The sequence below is a fragment of the Paenibacillus sp. WLX1005 genome, from assembly GCF_046603685.1.
GTDB lineage: Bacteria > Bacillota > Bacilli > Paenibacillales > Paenibacillaceae > Saccharibacillus.
Map to the genome: position 1 here is coordinate 2,370,903 of NZ_CP176756.1, position 21,928 is coordinate 2,392,830.

21 protein-coding genes are annotated in these 21,928 nt (G+C 47.7%); 13 read left to right on the top strand and 8 right to left on the bottom strand.

Features of this window, described 5'->3' with window-relative positions; all coding sequences use genetic code 11:
* Positions 1-360 precede the first annotated feature (360 nt).
* Entirely contained in the window at positions 361-999 is a 639-nt protein-coding gene (locus ACE3MZ_RS10305) for an NAD(P)-dependent oxidoreductase (RefSeq protein WP_411346342.1), read from the top strand.
* 61 nt (positions 1,000-1,060) lie between these two features.
* Here the strand turns inward: ACE3MZ_RS10305 and ACE3MZ_RS10310 are convergent, their stop codons facing one another.
* On the bottom strand, positions 1,061-1,912 hold the full coding sequence (locus ACE3MZ_RS10310; protein WP_411346343.1) for an alpha/beta hydrolase family protein: 852 nt from the start codon (positions 1,910-1,912) through the stop codon (positions 1,061-1,063).
* 162 nt (positions 1,913-2,074) lie between these two features.
* Here ACE3MZ_RS10310 and pxpB point away from each other — a divergent pair, with 162 nt between their 5' ends.
* From pxpB to ACE3MZ_RS10335, 5 genes are all read left to right on the top strand, one after another.
* Positions 2,075-2,989 (top strand): 5-oxoprolinase subunit PxpB, encoded by a 915-nt coding sequence (gene pxpB, locus ACE3MZ_RS10315; RefSeq protein WP_411346344.1) that lies wholly within the window; start codon positions 2,075-2,077, stop codon positions 2,987-2,989.
* Entirely contained in the window at positions 2,986-4,017 is a 1,032-nt protein-coding gene (locus ACE3MZ_RS10320) for a biotin-dependent carboxyltransferase family protein (RefSeq protein ID WP_411346345.1), read from the top strand. Before pxpB ends, ACE3MZ_RS10320 begins: the two co-directional genes overlap by 4 nt.
* 159 nt (positions 4,018-4,176) lie before the next feature.
* Positions 4,177-5,094 (top strand): LamB/YcsF family protein, encoded by a 918-nt coding sequence (locus ACE3MZ_RS10325; protein ID WP_411346346.1) that lies wholly within the window; start codon positions 4,177-4,179, stop codon positions 5,092-5,094.
* Positions 5,091-6,113 carry a TRM11 family SAM-dependent methyltransferase gene (locus tag ACE3MZ_RS10330; RefSeq protein ID WP_411346347.1) on the top strand — a complete coding sequence of 341 codons (1,023 nt, stop codon included), beginning with the start codon at positions 5,091-5,093 and terminating at the stop codon, positions 6,111-6,113. The genes ACE3MZ_RS10325 and ACE3MZ_RS10330 overlap by 4 nt, the downstream gene beginning before the upstream one ends.
* A 223-nt stretch (positions 6,114-6,336) precedes the next feature.
* Positions 6,337-8,031: a M3 family oligoendopeptidase gene (locus ACE3MZ_RS10335; RefSeq protein WP_411346348.1), complete on the top strand. Its 1,695-nt coding sequence runs from the start codon at positions 6,337-6,339 to the stop codon at positions 8,029-8,031.
* A 250-nt stretch (positions 8,032-8,281) separates the two neighbouring features.
* Here ACE3MZ_RS10335 and ACE3MZ_RS10340 read toward each other — a convergent pair whose 3' ends face one another.
* On the bottom strand, positions 8,282-8,713 hold the full coding sequence (locus tag ACE3MZ_RS10340) for a hypothetical protein (protein WP_411346349.1): 432 nt from the start codon (positions 8,711-8,713) through the stop codon (positions 8,282-8,284).
* Between the two features lie 474 nt (positions 8,714-9,187).
* On the opposite strand from ACE3MZ_RS10340, the gene ACE3MZ_RS10345 reads away from it, so the two are divergent.
* Positions 9,188-10,225: an NUDIX domain-containing protein gene (locus ACE3MZ_RS10345; RefSeq protein ID WP_411346350.1), complete on the top strand. Its 1,038-nt coding sequence runs from the start codon at positions 9,188-9,190 to the stop codon at positions 10,223-10,225.
* Positions 10,226-10,432: 207 nt separating this feature from the next.
* On the opposite strand, the gene ACE3MZ_RS10350 is transcribed toward ACE3MZ_RS10345, so the two are convergent.
* The 3 genes from ACE3MZ_RS10350 to garR form a co-directional block, all read right to left on the bottom strand.
* Positions 10,433-11,791 carry a GntP family permease gene (locus ACE3MZ_RS10350; RefSeq protein WP_411346351.1) on the bottom strand — a complete coding sequence of 453 codons (1,359 nt, stop codon included), beginning with the start codon at positions 11,789-11,791 and terminating at the stop codon, positions 10,433-10,435.
* Positions 11,792-11,857: 66 nt separating this feature from the next.
* Positions 11,858-13,303 (bottom strand): four-carbon acid sugar kinase family protein, encoded by a 1,446-nt coding sequence (locus tag ACE3MZ_RS10355; RefSeq protein ID WP_411346352.1) that lies wholly within the window; start codon positions 13,301-13,303, stop codon positions 11,858-11,860.
* Between the two features lie 130 nt (positions 13,304-13,433).
* Positions 13,434-14,351 (bottom strand): 2-hydroxy-3-oxopropionate reductase, encoded by a 918-nt coding sequence (garR, locus tag ACE3MZ_RS10360; RefSeq protein ID WP_411346753.1) that lies wholly within the window; start codon positions 14,349-14,351, stop codon positions 13,434-13,436.
* Between the two features lie 179 nt (positions 14,352-14,530).
* On the opposite strand from garR, the gene ACE3MZ_RS10365 reads away from it, so the two are divergent.
* The 4 genes from ACE3MZ_RS10365 to ACE3MZ_RS10380 all read left to right on the top strand — a co-directional run bounded on the left by ACE3MZ_RS10365 (position 14,531) and on the right by ACE3MZ_RS10380 (position 16,792).
* Positions 14,531-15,151, top strand: a complete 621-nt coding sequence (locus tag ACE3MZ_RS10365) for a GntR family transcriptional regulator (protein WP_411346353.1) — start codon at positions 14,531-14,533, stop codon at positions 15,149-15,151.
* A 107-nt stretch (positions 15,152-15,258) separates the two neighbouring features.
* Complete coding sequence (locus ACE3MZ_RS10370) at positions 15,259-15,810, top strand: GNAT family N-acetyltransferase (protein WP_411346354.1); 552 nt, start codon at positions 15,259-15,261, stop codon at positions 15,808-15,810.
* 2 nt (positions 15,811-15,812) lie between these two features.
* On the top strand, positions 15,813-16,364 hold the full coding sequence (locus ACE3MZ_RS10375; protein WP_411346355.1) for an NUDIX domain-containing protein: 552 nt from the start codon (positions 15,813-15,815) through the stop codon (positions 16,362-16,364).
* Positions 16,361-16,792 carry a VanZ family protein gene (locus ACE3MZ_RS10380; RefSeq protein WP_411346356.1) on the top strand — a complete coding sequence of 144 codons (432 nt, stop codon included), beginning with the start codon at positions 16,361-16,363 and terminating at the stop codon, positions 16,790-16,792. Before ACE3MZ_RS10375 ends, ACE3MZ_RS10380 begins: the two co-directional genes overlap by 4 nt.
* Before the next feature lie 221 nt (positions 16,793-17,013).
* Here ACE3MZ_RS10380 and ACE3MZ_RS10385 read toward each other — a convergent pair whose 3' ends face one another.
* The 3 genes from ACE3MZ_RS10385 to ACE3MZ_RS10395 form a co-directional block, all read right to left on the bottom strand.
* Positions 17,014-18,099: a S66 peptidase family protein gene (locus ACE3MZ_RS10385; RefSeq protein ID WP_411346357.1), complete on the bottom strand. Its 1,086-nt coding sequence runs from the start codon at positions 18,097-18,099 to the stop codon at positions 17,014-17,016.
* A 230-nt stretch (positions 18,100-18,329) separates the two neighbouring features.
* Positions 18,330-19,307 (bottom strand): aldo/keto reductase, encoded by a 978-nt coding sequence (locus tag ACE3MZ_RS10390; protein ID WP_411346358.1) that lies wholly within the window; start codon positions 19,305-19,307, stop codon positions 18,330-18,332.
* Between the two features lie 20 nt (positions 19,308-19,327).
* The gene (locus tag ACE3MZ_RS10395; RefSeq protein ID WP_411346359.1) at positions 19,328-20,110 is read right to left on the bottom strand and encodes an ABC transporter ATP-binding protein; all 783 of its coding nucleotides are present in this window, start codon (positions 20,108-20,110) and stop codon (positions 19,328-19,330) included.
* A 105-nt stretch (positions 20,111-20,215) separates the two neighbouring features.
* Between ACE3MZ_RS10395 and ACE3MZ_RS10400 the strand changes: the two genes are divergently transcribed.
* Both ACE3MZ_RS10400 and ACE3MZ_RS10405 read left to right on the top strand, forming a co-directional pair.
* The gene (locus tag ACE3MZ_RS10400) at positions 20,216-21,181 is read left to right on the top strand and encodes an ADP-ribosylglycohydrolase family protein (protein ID WP_411346360.1); all 966 of its coding nucleotides are present in this window, start codon (positions 20,216-20,218) and stop codon (positions 21,179-21,181) included.
* Between the two features lies 1 nt (position 21,182).
* The gene (locus ACE3MZ_RS10405) at positions 21,183-21,926 is read left to right on the top strand and encodes a DUF1361 domain-containing protein (RefSeq protein ID WP_411346361.1); all 744 of its coding nucleotides are present in this window, start codon (positions 21,183-21,185) and stop codon (positions 21,924-21,926) included.
* The last annotated feature ends 2 nt before the right edge of the window (positions 21,927-21,928 follow it).

The following is a 21,928-nucleotide window of genomic DNA, read 5'->3' on the forward strand; positions in this document are numbered from 1 at the left end:
CTGTTCAGCAAGCCTATACAGTTGCTAGATTCGTAACGATGAATGATAAACCAAACAATATACTATGTCATAACATACAAAAAGCTGATTCGCTATACAGAATCAGCTTTTTGCGTGTATTCATTTGACAAGGGAATCATGTGTATTTTATATTGATCATATAAAACTTACTAAAAGTAATAAAGTTTATAAATGTAACTTTTGTTATTCTACAGTACGATCTGCATGTTGACCAAGATGAATACGTCATGACGAGCGTTGCTATGCACAACAAGATCGATGAGAATAACGATTGCAAGGTCTCGTTCGGGTAATAGATGGATAACAACATATTCTATAATAGGACGGAGTGAATGAACGATGAAGATTGTTATTTTTGGGGCGAGTGGACGGACGGGTACGGAGCTGATGGTGCAAGGATTGGAGCGTGGTCATGAAGTCACGGCATTCGTCCGTAATCAACAAAGCATCCAAACGCAGCATCCCCATCTACATATTGTACAGGGCGAAGCGACCAATGCGGAGCAGGTGAATAAGGTCATACGTGAAGGCTCATATGATGTGGTCTTTTCCGCGCTAGGTGCCAAAAGTCCATTTCGGCGTGATCTGAAGCTGGTCGAGGCAGTGCGATACATCGCCAGTGCGACATCCAATCACTCCTCGGCTCAATTGCTGCATATATCGTTTGTCGGTGGACGTGAAGACGCAGGCAAGCTGGGAATCTTGTACAAATATATTACCCCGGTCGTAATGAAAAATTTGCTGGCTGATCATCGTGCCAAAGACGAGATCATTATAAGTAGTGGAGCAAACTGGACACTAGTACAGCCGCCGATTCTAACCAATGGAGAACGAAACGGACACTATATCGCCGAGACACAGATCAACCGATTGCCATCCAGCAAACTGAAGATTTCGCGTGCTAATCTGGCACAATTTATGCTAGAGCAAGCAGAGCAGAACGCGTACAGTCGCCAGACAGTTATGGTTAGTGAATGATGGATTGAGCGATGCTCATACGAGTAAATCGGTTGTGTACTCTTCTTTTGAGGCATTTTGGTTACTTATGCTGTATCCATTCGAACATACGGGCAATCGCCTGCTTGTGCACATCTTCGGGCATATGATGTCCGTATTCTTCATACCACTGCACATCATAAGGCTGTCCAAGCTCTTGCAGACGTCGGATCATCAATTGTCCGTGTGAAGGCTCCACCTGCTCATCTTGTTGTCCATGAATGATCAATGTGGGGCATGGAAAATCCTTTGCCAGTGCAGAAGGGGAACGGGCTTCGTAGCGTTCTGGGTATTTGCCAGTGGAGCCGCCGATTACGCGCTTGAGCATCCGTCTCAGATCGATCCGTTCTTCATACGTTTGCGCCAGATCGGCGACTCCACCCCACAAAATAAGCGCCAGCATATGGCGCTTTTTATTGTGCCAGCGAACGGCTGCTTGCGCTGCATTCACCGAACCACGTGAGAAGCCCATAATCGATACTCGCTGCTCCTTCACAAACGGCAAAGACGCCAGCCAATCTAGCCCGGACAGTACATCCTGTACATCGTCGCCGCCGAATTGATCCCGTCCTTCACCACCTTCGGCACCTCGATAACAGGGAGCAAATACGACCTGTCCATGCTGAGCAAACCGTTCCAGCCATGTCATCCGCACACTGCCGACCCTGCCGATACCGCCACGACAATATACCAATGCGGGATAGACATCGTTCTGCACAGCTTGCTTTGGTTTGTGTAATGGACAGGCGATTTCCTCTACAGACAGATCATCCCTTTTAAAACATTGTTGTATATGGTTCAGCAAAGTATCCGGTTTTAGGTATGTGCCGTATGGCAACGCCAGATAGCCTTTCACTTTATATTCATCTGACAGATAAGTTATGCGGTAGATCATGGTGATCCTCTCCTTTGGTAGCTCTTGTTGTCCGTATCTATGTTACCCATTATCGCATATTCCAATAGACGTTGCCTCGACAGCATTTCCAGCAATCGGTACAATGAATGGAAGAGCTTGAATGCGTGGTTGGTATACAACAGGTCAGCAGGAGGGAAGAACATGAATCAGGCATGGACATTGCATCCGCTTGGTGATGCGGCAATTTTGATTGAATTTGGAACTGTAATTCGCGAAGATATTTTGGCAAAGGTGCAGCAGGGCATGGCAATGCTGGAGCAGTCTCCTTTTCCGGGGCTGGTGGAGTGTGTTCCTTCATATACGACACTGACGGTATATTACGATCCGGTCAGTGTAGCCAGTTGGACAAATGCTTCTTTGCTAGATTACATAGTGGTAAGAGATTCTCAACATACAGAACCTATACAGGATTATACGTCGCATCTGGAGCATATTCATAGGGGCAATCCGGCTACAAACGTGGATGATGATCTGTTGCTTGATACATTATGGCGGGGTACTCCATATGATCGGGTATGTGCTTGGTTAGATGCATTGTTAAGCCGTATTGCTGTTGCCGCGGACGATCTAAAAGTAGAACATACTGTAGTGGAGATTCCGGTTTGTTACGGTGGTGACTATGGACCTGATCTTGCTCATGTGGCTGCGCACAACGGGTTAACAGAGCAGGAAGTGATTGCTCTGCATAGCGGTGGAGATTATCTGGTATACACATTAGGGTTTGCGCCGGGCTTTCCGTATCTGGGTGGACTATCGAAGCAATTGGCAACACCACGGCGTGATACACCGCGCGTACGTATTCCTGCTGGTTCGGTAGGCATTGCAGGGATGCAGACGGGCATTTATCCCCTGGAAACACCGGGTGGCTGGCAGCTGATTGGACGCACGCCGTTATCGTTGTTTCGTCCGCATCGACAACCACCTGCCTTATTAAGCAGTGGCAATCGACTTGTTTTTCGTCCCATTTCTGAGCAGCAGTATGTGGAATTATATGAGCAGGATACACGTATGAATTTGCCGGATTCTATTCATAAACCAGGGGAGGAGATGGAATGAGTCTATCGATCGAAAAGCCGGGATTGCTAACGACAATTCAAGATATCGGACGCATCGGGTACGGACAATATGGCATCAGTCGCTCTGGTGCGATGGACGGATTGGCACATCGGCTTGCCAATTGGTTGGTTGGCAATCCAGATCATGCAGCAACACTGGAAATGACGTGGTCAGGCATGACCGCTTTGGTAGAGCAGAACTGTTGGATGGCGATTACGGGTAGTGATATGCAGCCGTGCGTTCATGGCAAACCGGTACCGATGTGGCGTCCGGTATTTGTTTCGGCAGGAAGTCGATTGGTGTTCAAGCAGTCAGTGAGCGGGTGTCGTGCCTATATCGGCATTGCAGGCGGCTGGCAGGGGGAGCAGATTATGGGCAGTGCGAGTACCTATTTGCGCGCTGGTCTGGGCGGACTGGATGGTAGGCCTTTACAAGCAGGCGACAAAATTAGGGCTACTCAATCATACTCGGGTCTCTCTCAGCAGATGTTACGGAAATCTGCGGTATCGTTGCAGCAGAATGATGTTACTGCTGTGAACTGGCGAGTCAGTGCCAATCTCATTCCACAATATGGCAAGCAGGCAGTGATTCGCGTATTACCGGGCAGGCAGTGGGAGGACTTTGACGGACCGATGCAGCAAATGCTGCTGGAACAAGAGTATCGCATCACACCACAATCGGATCGCATGGGCTATCGGTTATCCGGCTCAGAGCTGCAAACGATGCAGCCCCAGCAGTACATTTCCGAAGCCGTCAGTCATGGTACGATTCAGGTGCCGCCAGATGGACAGCCAATTATTTTGATGGCAGATCGGCAGACATTGGGCGGTTATGCGAAGATCGCTCAAGTGATCAGTCTCGATCTGCCAAGGCTTGCTCAGATGGCACCGGGCGATCAGATTCATTTTCAATTGATTGATATGGAGGAAGCGCAGCGATTATATGTAGGATGGGTACGAGAATTGGCGGTGCTGCGCCGTTTTATTGCTATGAAGTTGAATGAACTGGGGCCGAGTGTCAGATACTGAAGTGATTTGAATAATCGGATGTAACCATGCAAAACATAAAGAACACAAGAACACAAGAACACTAAAAATGCGATGAGCGCGAAGAATGCCGTGAGCGCAAAGAACGCAAAGACATAGCATCTTCGTAAATATATATGTTAGAAGATAAGGGGGATACTTATGAACAATCATGCTGAGAACAGTGATACCAACAATAGTAATGTAGATAACCGCGATACGAAGAACAGTCATGAAGACAACCGTAATGCCAAGAGCAGGAATGCAGACAACGTAACTGTGAATCGGCAGACGCCGATTATACTGGATATCAACTGCGATATGGGTGAGAGCTTTGGTGCTTATGTGATCGGTAATGATGAACAATTATTCGCAGAGATTACGTCTGCCAATATTGCCTGCGGCTTTCATGCTGGTGATCCGGGTGTGATGCGGCGAGCGGTGCAAGGGGCTTTGCGACACGGCGTAGCGATTGGAGCGCATCCGGGATTGCCAGATCTGGTCGGATTTGGGCGGCGTCATATGAATATTTCACCGCAGGAAGCATACGATCTGGTTACTTATCAGCTAGGGGCGCTGCATGCTTTTGTCAGTCAGGAAGGCGGCAAGCTGCATCATGTGAAGCCGCATGGAGCGTTATACAATATGGCGGCGGTATCGCGCCCGCTGGCAGATCATATCGCAAGAGCGGTTGCTGCCTATGATAGCGACCTGATCCTGTATGGATTGTCTGGCAGTCTACTCATACAGGCAGGGCAAGAAGCCGGATTGCAGGTGGCGAGTGAAGTGTTCGCTGACCGCACATATCAGTCAGATGGCACGTTAACGCCGCGTCAGCAGCCAGATGCGCTCATTGACGATACGGCAGTTGCGGTGGAGCAGATCATCCACATGCTCACAACTGGTACGGTACGTGCAGTGGACGGTACACAGGTTCCTATTCAAGCAGATACGGTGTGTATTCATGGGGATGGTGTACATGCGGTGACGTTTGCCCGTGAATTGAATAAATGTCTATGTGATGCGGGTGTACAGTTAAGCGCTCCAGGTATATTAACAGGAAAAGAGGAACAGGCTTGATAAAGCAGTACGATTCGCAAGACCAGCGTCATGAGGTATCCAGCTATTTGTATACATACGCCTGCCACGAGGACGAGCGAGAATTATGTGCGCTGGAGCTGAAGCGATTGCTGGATACAGAACCGCAGCCCGGTTATGTGGAAACGCCAATCGCGATCTCGCCAGAACGTAGCCCGTTTGTGCATTATCGGCTGGATATCCAGTGGGAAGCCCATTCGCTGGAAGCACTGGAGCAGCTTGCTGTACAGATCAATGTGCTGAATGAGCGGGAAGATGCGGATTTGCCCACTTTCTATTCGCATGGAGACGAAGCGCTACGTACGTTCAAATTACTCTGTCTGGATGCACAGCAGACATTTTCCTATGAAGAGAAGCGTCAACTGGAGCGTCGCATCGGAATGTGCATACATGGCAAAGCGCAAATGAAGCAACCGCAATTGTTATTCGGTATGGCATACAGCGGTGGACGCTGGGTGCTGGGCAGGTGTTATTTGGCAGAATCAGTCTGGTTGCAGCACAATGACAAGCCGCGCCATTATTCTACGGCGCTCAGCACGCGTGTTGCCCGGGCAGCAGTCAATATTGCTTTGCCGCATCCAACTGGACGTACGCTTATCGACCCATGCTGTGGCATCGGTACAGTGCTGGTAGAGGCTTTGTCGATGAATATAGATATTGTCGGTTATGATCTCAACCCACTAGCTGTACAGGGCGCGCGCGAGAATTTGCAGCACTATGGGATGCCCAATATTGTTAGTATCGGCGATCTGCGTCAGCTCAAAGGCAGCTATGATGCGCTAATTCTTGATCTGCCTTACAATCTGTGTTCGGTTCTGGAAGAAGATGAACGTTTGCACATGCTGCAAGCAGCAGCAAGACTAGCGCACACACAGCTTGTTATTTCTACTGAAAATATCGCAAATTCGCTAGCGGAAGCTGGGCTGACTGTTCAGCATATCTGTCATTTGCATAAAGGCAAATTCACACGATACCTCTGGTTATGTAGTTATCAATTCTAAAATAAAGTTGCTATATATACCCATTTTCCGCAAGGTGAATGGGTATTATTGTAAAATAAAATCATGTAACAATACGCATACCTATCGCTTTACATCGACAAATTGTATTATTTTTTATATTTTTATTCGACCAGCGGATAAAAAATCTGTTCATGTATTGTGAAATTTAGTAACATATAATTAGCCGGTAGATTCCGAGTTTATGACAGTGAGGTGCAAGTGTATGAAGTTTAGCGAATTTACGTACAAACGTCCGGATATGGACCAGTTGAAAGCGGAATTTGACCAGCTGCTGAACCGTTTTACAACAGCGTCCAGCTTTGACGAGCAGGATGAGGCAATGGCAGATATCAACAAACTAAGCAATGCGTTTTCGACGCAGGTGCAGCTTGTATCGGTACGTCATTCGATTAATACCGAAGACGAATTTTACAAAACCGAGCAGGAATTCATGGATGAGATTGGCCCTGTTTTTCAGGAATACATAGACAGCTACTACAAGGCGCTTGTACATTCCGCCTTCCGCAGTGAGCTGGAGCAGAAATGGGGACATCAGCTGTTCGCATCGGCTGAACTGACGTTGAAAACGTTCCATCCTGACATCATCGGTGATCTTCAGCAGGAGAACAAGCTGGCAACCGCGTATGCGCAGCTGATCGCTTCGGCAAAAATTCCATTCGAAGGCGAAGAACGCACGCTCAGTCAGCTGGCACCATTCGCGCAGTCCAAAGACCGCGATATGCGTCAACGTGCTGGTGAAGCTACGTATGGTTTCCTTGCGGAAAACAGTGCCGAGCTGGATCGCATTTACGATGAATTGGTCAAAGTGCGTACAGGCATCGCCCGCAAGCTGGGGTATAGCAACTTTACTGAACTTGCGTATGCGCGCATGGGACGTACCGATTACGGTCCAGAACAAGTAGCAGCCTTCCGCAAGCAGGTTAAAGAATATATCGTACCTGCTGCATCCCGTCTCAAAGAACGTCAGCGTAATCGTCTCGGCGTGGAGCGTCTGGCTTATTTTGACCAGAACTTCAGCTTCCCGACAGGCAACCCGCTTCCGAAGGGTGATGCTGATTTTATTATTAACAATGGTGCCAAAATGTACTCCGAGCTGTCGCCGGAGATTGATCAATTTTACAAGTTTATGCAGGACAACGAGTTGATGGATCTGCTCAGCAAAAAAGGTAAAATGGGTGGCGGCTATTGCACCTTCTTGAACGATTATCAAAGTCCGTTCATTTTCGCCAACTTTAACGGTACATCCGGCGATATTGACGTGCTGACTCACGAAATGGGACACGCATTTCAAGTGTATGAAAGCCGCAACTTCAAAGTGCCGGAATACATCTGGCCAACCTATGAAGCGGCAGAGATTCATTCGATGAGCATGGAATTTTTTACATGGCCGTGGATGGAGCTGTTCTTCAAGGAAGATACAGACAAATACAAATTTGATCATCTGGCAAGCGGACTGATCTTTATCCCTTACGGTACCGCGGTGGATGAATTCCAGCATATCGTGTATGACAATCCAGATTTCTCACCAGCTGAACGCAAAGCAGCTTGGAAATCGTTGGAGGAGAAATATCTTCCATACTGGGATCAAAGCGATAACCCGTATCTGGAAGGTGGCGGCTTCTGGCAGAAGCAAGGGCATATCTATGAAGCGCCATTCTACTATATCGACTACACGCTGGCACAAATCTGCGCATTCCAGTTCTGGAAACGAATGCACGAGGACCAACCAGCTGCATGGGCAGATTATGTAAACCTGTGCCGTCAGGGTGGTAGCAAATCGTTTACTGAGCTGGTAGAAGTGGCAGGTCTGATCTCACCGTTTAAAGAAGGCTGTGTATCATCCGTTATTGGCGATATCGAAGGCTGGCTGAACCAGATCGACGATAGCAAGCTGTAAACAGAAAAGCTGTTTGGGTCTATTGCATATGAGTTGCCAATGTTACAGTATACACGTTGATTGTGTAGCATTGTGAAACGGAAATAGAAATACAATAACTCCACTATTTGCGATGGAAGTTGAAGCTTCCTTGTCCAGATCATATAGAAATAACCGGCTTCCCTTACGGAGAGCCGGTTGTTTTGCATTACAGTGGTTTTCAACATACAGATATTAAGATTCAATGATAGTTGTACAGATTGTTATAGTATTAGTAAAGAAGATCCAATCCCCCACTTTTGGTGTCAATTCCATCAAAGCTGAATGTAAACCGATACGTACCGGGATGCTCCTGAAGATCAACGCCATTTTGATGAGGGAACTGCTGAATTTCTTGACCTGCATGCAAGATCGTTACTGTATAAGGTTCCCATTTTTTACGTTCCTCAGAATATTTTTCAATAGAAAAAATTGCTTTTTGACTGTCCGTTAATTGAAAGTTTGTTTTTACATTGAAAAAGTAGCCTTGACCAAAAGTAGCGCTATAGTAAATTGGATTAGCTGGTGTAACTTTATATTTCCAGTGCGCTTCAATAAAACCGGCAGCACCTGCAATAGGTGCAACAGCAAGCAGCAACATCATCAGAGATAGTGTAAGTAACATCACCTTTTTGCGGATCAACAAAATTGCAGATATACTCATTATGATGCTCCTTTCTAAAACCATAGTGGATTGTGGGAACTATTGAGCAATGGAACCTCCTTTCGTTGTAAAGGGATGAGTAAAGGTTTGCTTGACTGCCAAATGACTCATGCTGTTCAGGTGCGATATGTATTCTTTTATAAAACTATAATTTTCTTTTATGACTACAATTTACCATTTGAAATCGAGTATTACTAGGTTACTTAGTCATTTTTTTGGGATGAATGATCAATCTTTTTTATATATACGCTAGAAATAACTGCAATGCTATATTCAACATGCCCAATAGATGGAGGGAACTTGAGAATGCACAATCAAACATGGGATATTCCCTTGCACAAACTGGATATTCCTCAGTCCATATCGAGGTATGTTCCACCACTGACTGAATCACTGAATGAACAAAGAATGCTAAACGATTATATAGCATATTTTTTTGAGCATAATGAGGCATTGGATACGTGGAAGCATTGTGTGGAAGTTGCGAATCAGGCGCAGCAGCTGGCACAGCGGTATGATCAGGATGTGCACATCGCGGTGCTGGGTGGGTGGCTGCATGATATGTCTACCGTCATTCCAGACCAGCACAAGCTGGAGTTGGCGCTACAGTTGGGGCTGGAGGTAGTAGATGCGGAGCGACAGGTTCCTTTTCTACTGCATCAAAAATTGTCTGCGTGGATGGCGGAGCATGTATTTGGTTTGGACGAGCCGGCATTACTCAGTGCGATCAGTTGTCATACGACGTTAAAAGGAAAGATGGCGCAGATGGATAAGTTGCTGTTTATCGCGGATAAGCTGTCGTGGGCATCGTCGGATTCGGCACCATATCTATCTTTGATGCGGCAGGCGGTGGATGGTTCGCTGGATGATGCGATTGATGTGTATGTTGATTATATTTTCGGTGAACCGGGCAGGTTGGCGGTTGTGCATCCGTGGATGCAGGCAGCGCGGCGCACGCTGGAAATGGAGCGTTATTATCGTTCATTGAGCACGTTATCTTCGCCAATCGTGTGGGGACCGGTAACGGCTTCTTTTCAGCCAGCAGCGCAGTTGTCGCCACAACAGCAAGCGTTGATTAGCAATGTGTCGATTGTGCCGATGGTCGGCAATCAGGTGGTGATGATTCGACTGACCGATGGACGCTGGGAATTGCCAGGCGGTACGATGGAACCGGGCGAGCTTCCACTGGAAGGATTGCGGCGCGAAGTGGTAGAGGAGATCGGTGGGACGCTGCTAGACTATCAGGTGTTTGGCTATTTTGACTGTCGTTCCTCATCAGATGTGCCGTACCGTCCGCATATTCCGCATCCGCAATTTATCCGGTTGGCGGGATATGGGCAGGTGCAGCTGGATGGTCAGCCGCTGAATCCGTTGGATGGAGAGCAGGTGGAGATTGTAGATGTAGTGAGTATGGAGGAAGCAGAGCAGCGCTTTCGTAGTACAGGACGTCATGATCTGGCGGACTTTTATCTTATGGGATACAAGGCTTGGCAATATGATCAATCGGAGTAGTACAAGATTCAGATGTGTATAGGATTGGAACGACTACGCTTACTTGCATATCGTTTGTATGAATATACGTAAGGACATGTTGCATGAAATGTTCTATATGAACACTCACACGAAAACACTTCCTGCTGGAACAAGCTGCGCTAGCATTGCCAAGCGTACTTGAGTCCAATCAAGAAGTATTTTTAAGTGGCAAATATTCCGGTGAATCTACACAAACACACTCAGAATCATCACAATACCAAAAGCGACAAAACCGAGTAGCGTCTCCATCACGGTCCATGTTTTTAGCGTATCTGGTACGGACAGATTCAGATATTGCTTCACAATCCAGAAGCCTGAATCGTTCACATGCGATAAAATGATAGAGCCTGCGCCGGTAGCGAGCACGAGCAATTCAGGGCTTACACCCGGCATCGTAACGGCAATCGGTGCGACAATTCCGGCAGCAGTCGTCATGGCAACGGTAGCCGAACCAACTGCTGCGCGAATCAGACCGGCGATCAGGAAGGCGAGCAAGAGTGGTGACAGATGCGCCGTCTGGGCAAAGGCAGCGATAGCATCACCGACACCACTGGCAGTCAGAATTTTATTAAATCCGCCACCTGCACCGATCAGCAATACGATGGAAGCGACTGGACCGAGACAATCATTGGTAAAGGTGAGCAATTGCTTGCTGTTGAAGCCGCGTGCATACCCGAATGAATAGAGCGAGAATAGTAGCGCGATCAATAGTGCAATTACGGGACTACCAATAAAATCAACGACCTGACGGAACATATTCGTTTCCGGCAAAATCAGACTGACAACGGTAGAGATCAGCATCAGAATCACCGGCAGCAAAATCGTAAACAATGTAATGCCGAAGCCGGGTAATTCCTTTTGCTTCGTTTCGGTAAATTGCTCCATCAGCTCGCTGCTGCCTTGAACTACAATCCGTTTGGAAATCCAGCTGCCGTACAGTGGACCGGCAATCGCTGCCGCCGGGATAGATACGATCAGCGCGAGGAAGATTGTTTTACCAACATCCGCGCTGAAAATGCCTACTGCCAGCATTGCCGCCGGATGGGGCGGAATCAGACTATGTACAACCGCAAGCCCAGCGAGCAGCGAGATGCCGATTTTGATCAGCGAGGTGCCGGTTTTCTTGGCGATGACAAAGACGAGCGGGAATAGCAGTACAATACCAACCTGAATAAAGACGGGAATCCCGCAAATGACAGCGACAACCATCATCGCCCAGTGAACATTTTTCTCGCCAAAGACGCGTACCATTGTATTGGCAATACGCTCGGCACCGCCGGATTCCGCCATCAGTTTACCAAGCATCGTACCGAGTCCCAGTACAATTGCGATAAAGCCGAGGACACTGGCGACTCCTTCCTGAAACGAGCTAACGATATCTTTGAGCGGCATACCGGCGATCAGACCCATAAATACCGCACCGAGAATGAGGGCGATAAACGGATTCATTTTGAAGCGGGCAATCAATACGATCAGCCCGATAATAGAGATGGCTGCATAGAGCAGCAGACTAGCATTATGACTTAAACCGAATACAGCGTACATAGGTTGTCCCTCCTGCATACATTTGGTAGGGAGAGCAGTGAAGGCTCTCCGTCTACCGATTGGAATTTACGAGTGATGCTGTTGTATGTTGTCTACAGTTTCCCGGAGTGTGGTATCGTTGCCGACATTGCCAGGGAATACGATATAAGGAATGCCATGGAATTTGGCTTCTGCACCTGTCAGCCAGACCGGGATACCAGCGCTCACCTGACCAAGTACTAGCGCACGTTGAATGGATAGACCACGGGTAGCGACATCACTTGAAGTGATTCCGCCCTTGGCGATAATAAACTTCGGAGCGACCTGCAACGATTGCACAATATGCACCAGCGCCGCAGAGACGGTAGCACTAATCTGGAAATTGTCCACCTTAGTACTTGCGGTAATCAGGCGACGACTGCTATACACAACGACATTGGTTCCGCTAGATAGATGGGTATTGGCTGCATGCTGTACACGCTGGATTTCTGGCTCACGGGTAGCATCATCCAATAGCTGCTCCACATTCATTTCCAATCCGATCACATGCTCCAATTGCAATAACTGCTCCAGCTGGCGCGTTGTCTTCTGTACGTACGAGCCAACAATGACGATACCGCCGTGCTCACTTTGCGCATCCGCAATGAGCTGATCCGCCGAAAGGTAATCTACATCGTTAATGCCTGCATACGATTTGACAAAGGAAGCTGCTGTACGGAAAATAAAGCGTTTACCATTATGCTCTGCCCGTAGTAGTGCCAATGACAGCAGATCCATATCAGCGTACGAGATGACATTTGCGATAATCGGTACATTGTCTGTTGCCTGCATGAGCAGTGCATCGACCTGTTGGGGATGGCTACGCAGTTGCTCTAGCGAAATGACCAGACATTGAGAGGCGGTGAAGCGATCTGCCGTTTTCTCGGCTACCCATTGTGTAAGATCGCCGTTCTTGTATCCGAATACGCTATCCTGCGCAAATTCGGTTTCGTGCACTGGAATCAGCACATCGTTATCTAGCATATAGTGGGTATTATTGATCGTAAATCGTCCGCCTTCTAAGAAAGCCGGAATGATCAGGTGCCCGTCAAAAGAATGCCCCTGTCGCTTCGACACCTCCTCTGCCAGCACATCGATTTCCAGTGGATAATACCCGCGCAGCATCGAATCACTGCGGCTAATGAACGTAAATTCCTGTCCAACCTTGTCTGCCACTTTGCATACATTAGCGGCAATTTCGCGATTGATGCGCTCAGCGCTATCCGCATCCATTCCGCGTGTATTGGTCAAAATATAAAATACCGGCTCTGGCGCTAGAAAAGCCTGTCGCAATAGTTGCTCATCCCACTGCGTGAGTACATAAATATCATGTACCGTCTGTACACCGGTTGGATCATCATCCAACACGATGATTTTGCGATTGCGTTGTTGTTGCCATTGCGCAATCTGCTGCCGTGCGCCGTCCAGCGGCGCTTCAGCAGGCAGATGTTGCGAAAGTTGTTCCAGTGTTACTTTGGAAAAAGGGGTATTCATTCTGCTCACCTCATGTCGTGATTTTGGTAGTATTTGTACGGCGGGCTAATATATGCGATAAATTGGCGGGTATTGGTGAAAATGACTCTTATCCCATACAGTCATGCTAATGATCAGTGGATCACAGATATCAATTTGCGGAATTCGCTCGAACCTCAACGCCTGCCAACTTTTCAAAATACTGCACGATACCGCCGTGATCATCTGCTGCTTTGCCATCAACTTTTAACGTATGGAAGATTTCGAGCAGTTGGCTGCTGAGCGGTAGCGGAACTCCGATGTCATGCGCTGTTTCCATTACATTGGTCATATCCTTCAGATTAATATCGATTCGTCCGCCAGCGACAAAGTTACGTTCCAGAATGAGCGGTACTTTGGCATCCAGTACGGCACTGCCTGCCAGACCGCTACGAATCGCCTGATACATATTGCCAATATCGATCCCGGCTTTGGCAGCGAAGACGAGTGCTTCCGACATCGCAGCAATATTCAGGTTGACGATAATCTGATTTGCCAGCTTGGCAGTCGCCCCAGAGCCATTATCGCCAACTCGAATCACCTGACTACCCATCACTTGCAGTATTGGCAAAATGGAAGTGAATACGCTCTCATCTCCGCCCACCATAATAGCCAACGTGCCGTCGATCGCTTTGGGTTCGCCACCACTAACAGGGGCATCGATCATATGTAAACCGGCAGCTTGTACAGCGGTGGCAATATCCCGTGAGATGACTGGTGATATGGAACTCATATCGACAATAATAGTGCCCGGAGCCGCCCCTTGCAGAACACCATTCTCACCAAGTACGACCTGCTGTACATGACTGGAGTTCGGCAACATCGTGAACACGATCTCGCTCTGCGCTGCCACATCTGCCGGAGTTGCACCACTATTCGCACCTTGTGACATGAGATGATCTACGGCGGCTGTATTAATATCAAATACTGTCACCTGATGACCAGCTTGTAGCAAGTTACTCACCATAGGTCGTCCCATAATACCTAACCCGATAAATCCTAAACGTTTTTGCATTGTATTTCCTCCTATCCTGCTTTTGAAAGCGGTATCAGTCTCTCTTCGAAAGTTATTGTACACAATAATTTAATTTTTGTATACAATTTTGAATAAAATGTATTCTTTTTAAATTTGATCTCTTGAAAGCTTCTTAGTATCAGGTTGTGCATTAAAATGATTTTCGCTAAAGTAAACTACAGAGGTGAACAACAATGGAACAGGATCATGGCAAAGTGCGTTCCGCTTATGCACAATCGTATGAAGTGATGCGGGATATGATTTTGAACGGTCATTTAAAACAGGGAATCAAGTTAACAGAGGAAAAGCTGGCTACCGAGCTGGGCGTCAGCCGTACACCGATTCGTGAAGCGATCCGCAAGCTGGAGCAGGAAGGGCTAATCGTCAACAAACGAGTGGTCAAGCTGACGGAGACGGATTTGCGTAATACATTTGAATTACGCATGCTGCTCGAAGGGTATGCTGCGCGCAGTGCCGCCACATTTCTATCCACCGTTGAGCTAGATAAGCTCAAGCACTGTGTGCAGATTGGCAGAGAAGGTAGCAAGGACGAGATTATGGAAGCTAACCGCGAATTTCACGAAATCATTATGCAGGCGAGCAACAATGCGCGGATGATCGATCTATTTGATCAGATGCAATCGGTCATTTACTTGTTCCGGCAAAAAGTTGTACTGCATGATCGACCATTTCTGATCGAAGAACATGCGCGGATTTGCGAAGCGATTCAGGCGCATGACGGCGATACGGCAGAGAAGCTGATGAAGGAGCATTTGCAGGCGGATTTAGACTTTTGTCTGCATTTGATTCGTTAAGGGGTAGTATGTATTCGTAAGTTGATCGTTCATAAGATGATCTCAAAGAAGCAAGCTAAGATTGCAAACAAGTATGAAATCCACACAACCCAAGGAGGTCGCACAACATGATTATCCGCCATGCCAGACCGGGCGATGAAGCAGGGATTGCCATCGTTCATGTACATAGCTGGCAGAAGACCTATGCTGGGTTGCTGGATATGGCGTATTTACAGCAATTGTCCGTGCCGCAACGTCAGCAGGCATGGCAGGAGCAATTGAAACGAATGAATGAGCAGTATCAGTTACTAGTGTTAGAGAATGAAGCGGGCGTAATTACCGGCTTTATTAGCGGTGGAAGCAGTCGTGAACTATCTGTATCCAACATAAACGGACAGCGCGAAGGGGAGATCTACGCGCTGTATTTGGTATCATCTGCACAAGGGCAAGGCTGGGGTGGACAATTGCTGTCCCGAATGCTGCAATGGCTGCAACAACAGCAGTATGATCATGTGATCGTCTGGGCACTGCGCGACAATCCAGCTGTGCGCTTTTACCAACACTATGGAGCTGTACCTTACAAGGAACAAACGATCAAAATCGGCGGCAAATTGTACCGCGAAACCGCACTGCGATGGAGAGATATACAGAAGCAATCTTACATAGTAAAGGAGTGGTGAAGATGAGTATACGCATATCCTGTCTCTGTCTGTTTGAGCATGAGGGACGATATTTGTTTCAAGAAGCGATCTATGCCAGCAGTGGACGCATCATGTACCGCCCAATCGGTGGAACGATGGAATATGGCGAGCGCAGTATCGATACCGTTGTGCGCGAAGTGCAGGAGGAGATTGGTGCTGTTATTGAGCAGCCTAGCTTACGTTATGTGATCGAAAATCATTACCAAACCAATAGACTAGAAATCGCCGAAATCAACGGTGTACAGGTGGAGGAGCTGCCTGAACAGCCGCAATATGGACATGATCTGGCTTTTATTTATGAAGGGAAATTGCCGGATCAACAGTGGTATGAGCAGGAAGTGATCGAAGGTATAGAAGGAGAGACGACGTATCGAGCAGTGTGGAAAACGCTAGAGGAGATAGAGCAACATCAACATGCATTGCTAGTACCGAATGGATTGTTGGAATTGCTGCTTTCTGATACGACGGGGGAGCACTACACTTCGTTTGAGCATCATAGAGTACAATCGTCATCTTCCATGCAATCTGTATGATGCGAACAAGAATCGCTGCTTTTTTGGTGATTGGGTATACGATTTTGCTGGTGTATTGGATGTTTTTCGGATTTGGTCGTCATGCGCCGGACGAGGATACGCCGTATCGGTATAATGTGATTCCACTGCGAACCATTGCTGATTTTGCAACGATGCGTATTGGGACGACGATGGATCAGTGGATTAATTTGCTAGGAAATGTCGCCGTGTTTGTGCCGTTTGGCTTATTGATTCCAGTCGTGCGTAGTATGAGGGTGTTGCCGTTTGCAGGTGGATTTGCATTATTCATTCTGGTACTGGAAATCTTGCAGTTGATAACGAGACGTGGAACATTCGATGTGGATGATATTGTGCTGAATACGCTGGGCGCTTGTCTGGGCTACGGTATTTTGCATGGCGTTCGGCATCTATTAATAAGAAGAAAATGATAACATCCCCTGTGGCTGCATCTGGATCGTACACTGACTTGGGAACGGATTATTTTCAAAGTTCCGGTAGGTATAAGTCAGTTTGTCGATATGAGCAGCACAGGGGAAATTGTGGTAAGAATACGTATGAAGTTAGGATTGAAGGTAAAGCTGTTAATCAAGTGATGCTTTGCTACATCTAGTAAAGCTTTTTTCAGAAGGTAGCTTTCGAAATGTAGCGCTTAAATCAGCGTCTGAACAATATTTCCTTTGCCGTCTGTCACTGTAATCTCTGCTTTTGCGCCGTTAATCAACGTTACCTGCGGTGGAATATGACCGATATCCACGTTGTAAATAACCGGGAAATCCAGCTCATCAAACGCACTGTGTAACGCATCGATCAGTTTGAAGTTTTTTACCGGTACATAACCAGCAGGACGACCGATCAATACAGCACTGGTATACTGGAACCAGCCACTTTGCTGTAATTGCCACAGATGACGGTATATATCGGCGGCGTTCATCTCGCAGCTCTCTAGATACCAGATGATACCGTCTTCTTTTCCATATTGCTCAATAAAAGAGGGAACTGGTGCCCAAACGGTTCCTGTTAACGGCGTTAGTACATCCAGACATCCGCCCAGCAGTCGACCAGACACACTGATCTCGGCTTGCTTCTGTTGTTCCTGACCGAGAATCTCCCAGCGTGTCGGCGCATCCAGCTTGAATCCCGCTTTGCTAAAATCACTAGTTGATTGGTAATGAGCAGACGACTGCTGTTCCACTGGTTGCCCGGCAACGGCGGTCAACAGATCATGCCAGCGCGATGTCGTCTCGTCATCCGCCCGTGCAATATCGACGCCGCTCGGTCCGTGAGCACTAGCATAACCAGTATACAAGGTATATACGAATGTTAACGTACTCGTATCAGAAAAGCCCAGAATCCATTTTGGTGGCAATGTCCGAATTTGCTCCCAATCTAGTAGCGGCAGTAGTTCCATCAGAAATTCGCCGCCCCACGGTGGAATGATGGCTTTGATCTGCGGATCAAGCAGGAATTGTTGCAGCTCAGCGGCACGTTCTTTTTTCGGTACACTTACGCATTTGTCATCTGTCCATACACTGGTGCCGATCACTGGCTCATAGCCAAGTGATGTCAAATAATCGCGCATATCATGAACAAGATGATGCAGCTGGGTGGGCACTCCACTGGATGGCGCGGTAACGGCAACCTTGTCGCCGGGCTGTAATGCAGGTGGAAACTGTATGTGCTGTGGATATGTAAAATTCGAATCGGTATGAGCGGAATGCTTGGAGAAATGGGACATCGGTTAACCTCCTTTGAATAGGAACAACATAGTAATATAACTAGAAGATGCGTAGAATGTGCATCCAACATAGAGTATGAAATCATTGCATATAACGCATAGTATAATCGTAACGTATGCAGGAAAAGGATGTAAACATGGATCAACAGATTGCATATCCATGTACATCCCGTATACCTCTGTAAGAGGCTAAACCTACATAACAAGGATAGAGAGAACGATCATGCTACTTACCAGAGACGATAGGTAGCGAATGGTTCGCTATAACGAAACGGCTTGCTCAGATGCTCCAATTCGGCTTTTACTTCATCGCTCAGCGTAATATTGACGCTATGCATATTATTGTGTAGCTGGGAAACAGACGTGGCACCAGCGATGATGCTGGATACTGCCGGTTGCTCCATCAGCCATGCTAATGACAGTACCGCCGGATCGATAGACATCGAGCGCGATAACCAGCTGATTCCGTCAGCCAGACCGATACGTTCGCCAGTCATCAGACGATTAAATGAAGGGTCTTTATCCGCACGCGATCCAGCTGGTGCTTCGTCCTCTTGCGAATATTTGCCAGTCAGAATGCCACCTGCCAATGGAAAATAAGGAATGATACCTACGCCCTGATCCAGACAGAGCGGAATCAATTCCTGTTCCGGAGTGCGGTCGGCAAGGGAATACGACGTTTGCAAAGAGATAAAGCGCTCTACTCCCAAGCGGTCGCTCAGACCTAGCGCCTTCATTAGCTCCCATGCAGCATAGTTGGAAGCGCCGATATATCGAACTTTACCGGACTGCACCATATGCTCCAGCGTACGCAATGTTTCGTCCAGCGGCGTTTTCGGATCAAACGTATGAATCTGGTATAGATCAACATGATCGGTTTGCAGTCGGCGCAGACTGTCGTCCAGCTCACGCTGCAAATGATAACGCGATGACCCTTGCTGATTGGCACCATCCCCGCGTGGTAATCCTGCTTTGGTGGCGAGAATAACCTGCTGCCGTTTGCCATTTTTCAAGCCTTCGCCAATAATTTCCTCCGAAGCAGTATTGGCGTAAATGTTGGCAGTATCGATAAAGTTAATGCCGCTATCAATGGCAGCATGCAAAATTTGAATCGATGTTTTTTTATCGGCACGTTTACCGAAGGAATTGGTTCCGAGACCGAGCAGGGAAACTTGCAAGCCGCTGCGGCCGAGATATCTGTATTTCATAGATGAATGACTCCTTTCGGCTAGTTGCCAGTTAGACGGATGGAATAGCGCTCTCCAGGTTCTGGGCGCACATCGACACCGGTTTGGAAAAATTCGCTCAGACGCTGGGAGTCCAGCATATCCGCTGTATTGCCAGCGGCGAATATATCGCCATCGCGCAGCAACAGCGTTTTGTTAAAGCAAGGCATAATCTCTTCAATATGATGGGTGACATAGATTAGTGTTGGTGCGTTTTCCTGCATGGCAATTTGTTGAACCCGGTGCAATAGCTGATCGCGTGCGAAAATATCCAGCCCGGTACATGGCTCATCCAGAATGAGCAATTCCGGTGACGCCATCAGTGCGCGGGCAATGAGGATACGTTGCCGCTCTCCTTGAGATAGGGTATCATAAGTGCGTCCGGTCAGATGCTGCGCATCCAGTTGACGCATCAGGAGTTGTGCTTGTTCGCGATCACTGTCGGCAACTTCGGTATAAATGCCGATTGATGCAAATTTGCCGCTCAGTACGATCTGTTCTGCCACATCGCGACCGTGTAATCGCTGCTGTAATGAAGTACTAACCCAGCCGATCTTTTTGCGATGCTCGCGCAGATCGACCTCGCCGAATCTCTCCCCAAGTACAGAGATATTTCCGGTGGTGGGCCAGATGTATCCGTTGATCATGTTAAGCAGTGTCGTTTTGCCGGAGCCGTTCAGACCTAGCAGACACCAGTGTTCGCCAGGCTGTACTTGCCAAGACACGTCGCCGATGATCAGCCCGGTTTCCCTGCGCCAGCTGGCGTGCTGAATATCAATAATCATGCTGCTCACTCCTCTATAGATTACATACGATTATAGCATCAATGTTATGTGGAATCATACGCATAAACAAGGAATATACCAACTTACCGAAAGGAAAGATACCTTATGAATACAAATGAACGTGTACGCGATGGCATTATCGGGCTGTTTGTCGGTGATGCAGTAGGCGTACCTTATGAATTTCAAAATCGTCAGGAAATTGCCGCTCATCCAGCAACAGATATGATTGGCTATGGCACGCACAATCAACCGCCAGGAACATGGTCTGACGATAGTACGATGACGTATTGTTTGTTGTACAGTTTGATAATGCATCCACAATTGAATACAGATGATCTCGGTCGTCGATTTATTCAGTGGTATCGGCAGGGATTATGGACAGCGCATGATGAGCTGTTTGACATCGGTATTGCGACTCGGCAAGCGATTGCCATCATCGAAAGTGGCACTGTACCTGTAGAAGAAGCGGGCGGAACGGACGAGTACAGCAATGGCAACGGTTCGCTGATGCGTATTTTGCCACTTGTGTATCGACTGGATGGACTAGATATTGCTACACGGTATGAATGGGTGCGCCGTGTATCTTCGCTTACGCATCGGCATCCGGTATCGCTACTCGCAGGCGTGATCTATATTGAATTGGGACTGGAATTGCTACATGCCAGTGGACGTTCGATCGCCGATTGTTATGCGGCGGCATGCCAGACGATACAAATGAATTATGCACAGCATGCTGAATATGCACGATTTGAACGTGTGGTAAACGGTTCGCTGACTCATGCTTCTATAGAAGAGATTTCATCAAGCGGCTATGTGCTGCATACGATGGAAGCATCGATCTGGACACTGCTGCATACAGATCATTATGAAGATGCGGTGCTGAAGGCAGTTAATCTTGGGCTGGATACCGATACGACTGGTGCAGTAACGGGCGGGCTTGCGGGCATTTATTACGGATATGAGCAGATTCCTGCACATTGGCGGAAGCAACTGGTGCGGCGGGAAGAAATTGAGGAAGTTTGTGAGCGATTTGCCGCGACATTGTCTCATGCAGGGCAAGGAGGAGCGTAGCATGAATGATAGTATCTGGGGAACAAAGCCGTGGACAGGCAAGTTGATATTGTTAGGTGCGCTCTTGGTCGCGACATTGTTTTGCGTCTGGCTCGGTATGCATCTGCGCGTATATACGGGACGTGAGCTGTATCGCTTTTTGAACTGGGATATATTCCTTGCGTGGGTGCCGGTTGTACTTGCACTTATACTGGATGGCATATTGAGTTTGTATACACAGCGGCGCATGCGCTGGCACGGTAAGCTGCTGGTTGGATTTGTGGGCTTGTGCTGGTTGTTGTTTTACCCGAATGCGGCTTATCTAGTGACAGATCTGATTCATCCGTTTGTGCATTATCGTCCCAATGGACGTTTTGTTAAGGATCTGGAATTCTGGTATCATCTGTATTTATTTTTCAGTGCTGGTTTGCTTGGTTTGGGGTTGGGCGCTTATGCGCTATCGTCGGTGCAGCAGCATATTGCTGAAGCTTACGGGCAGGTGCGCGGCTGGATTTTCGCGGCGATGATTCTGGTATTGAGTAGCATTGGTATTTACATTGGGCGGTTTATTCGCTGGAATAGCTGGGATGTATTTACTGATCCCCATAAGATCCTAAATGATGTTATGATGATCATAACAGACCCGTCGGAGCTTCATTTTATGGCCGTATTTACCGGCATGATCCTGATGATCAGTGTGCTGGGTTATATTTTGATGAGAGGCGGCATGTATATGATCCGCCGCACCAGCCAACGCTGGGGATGATG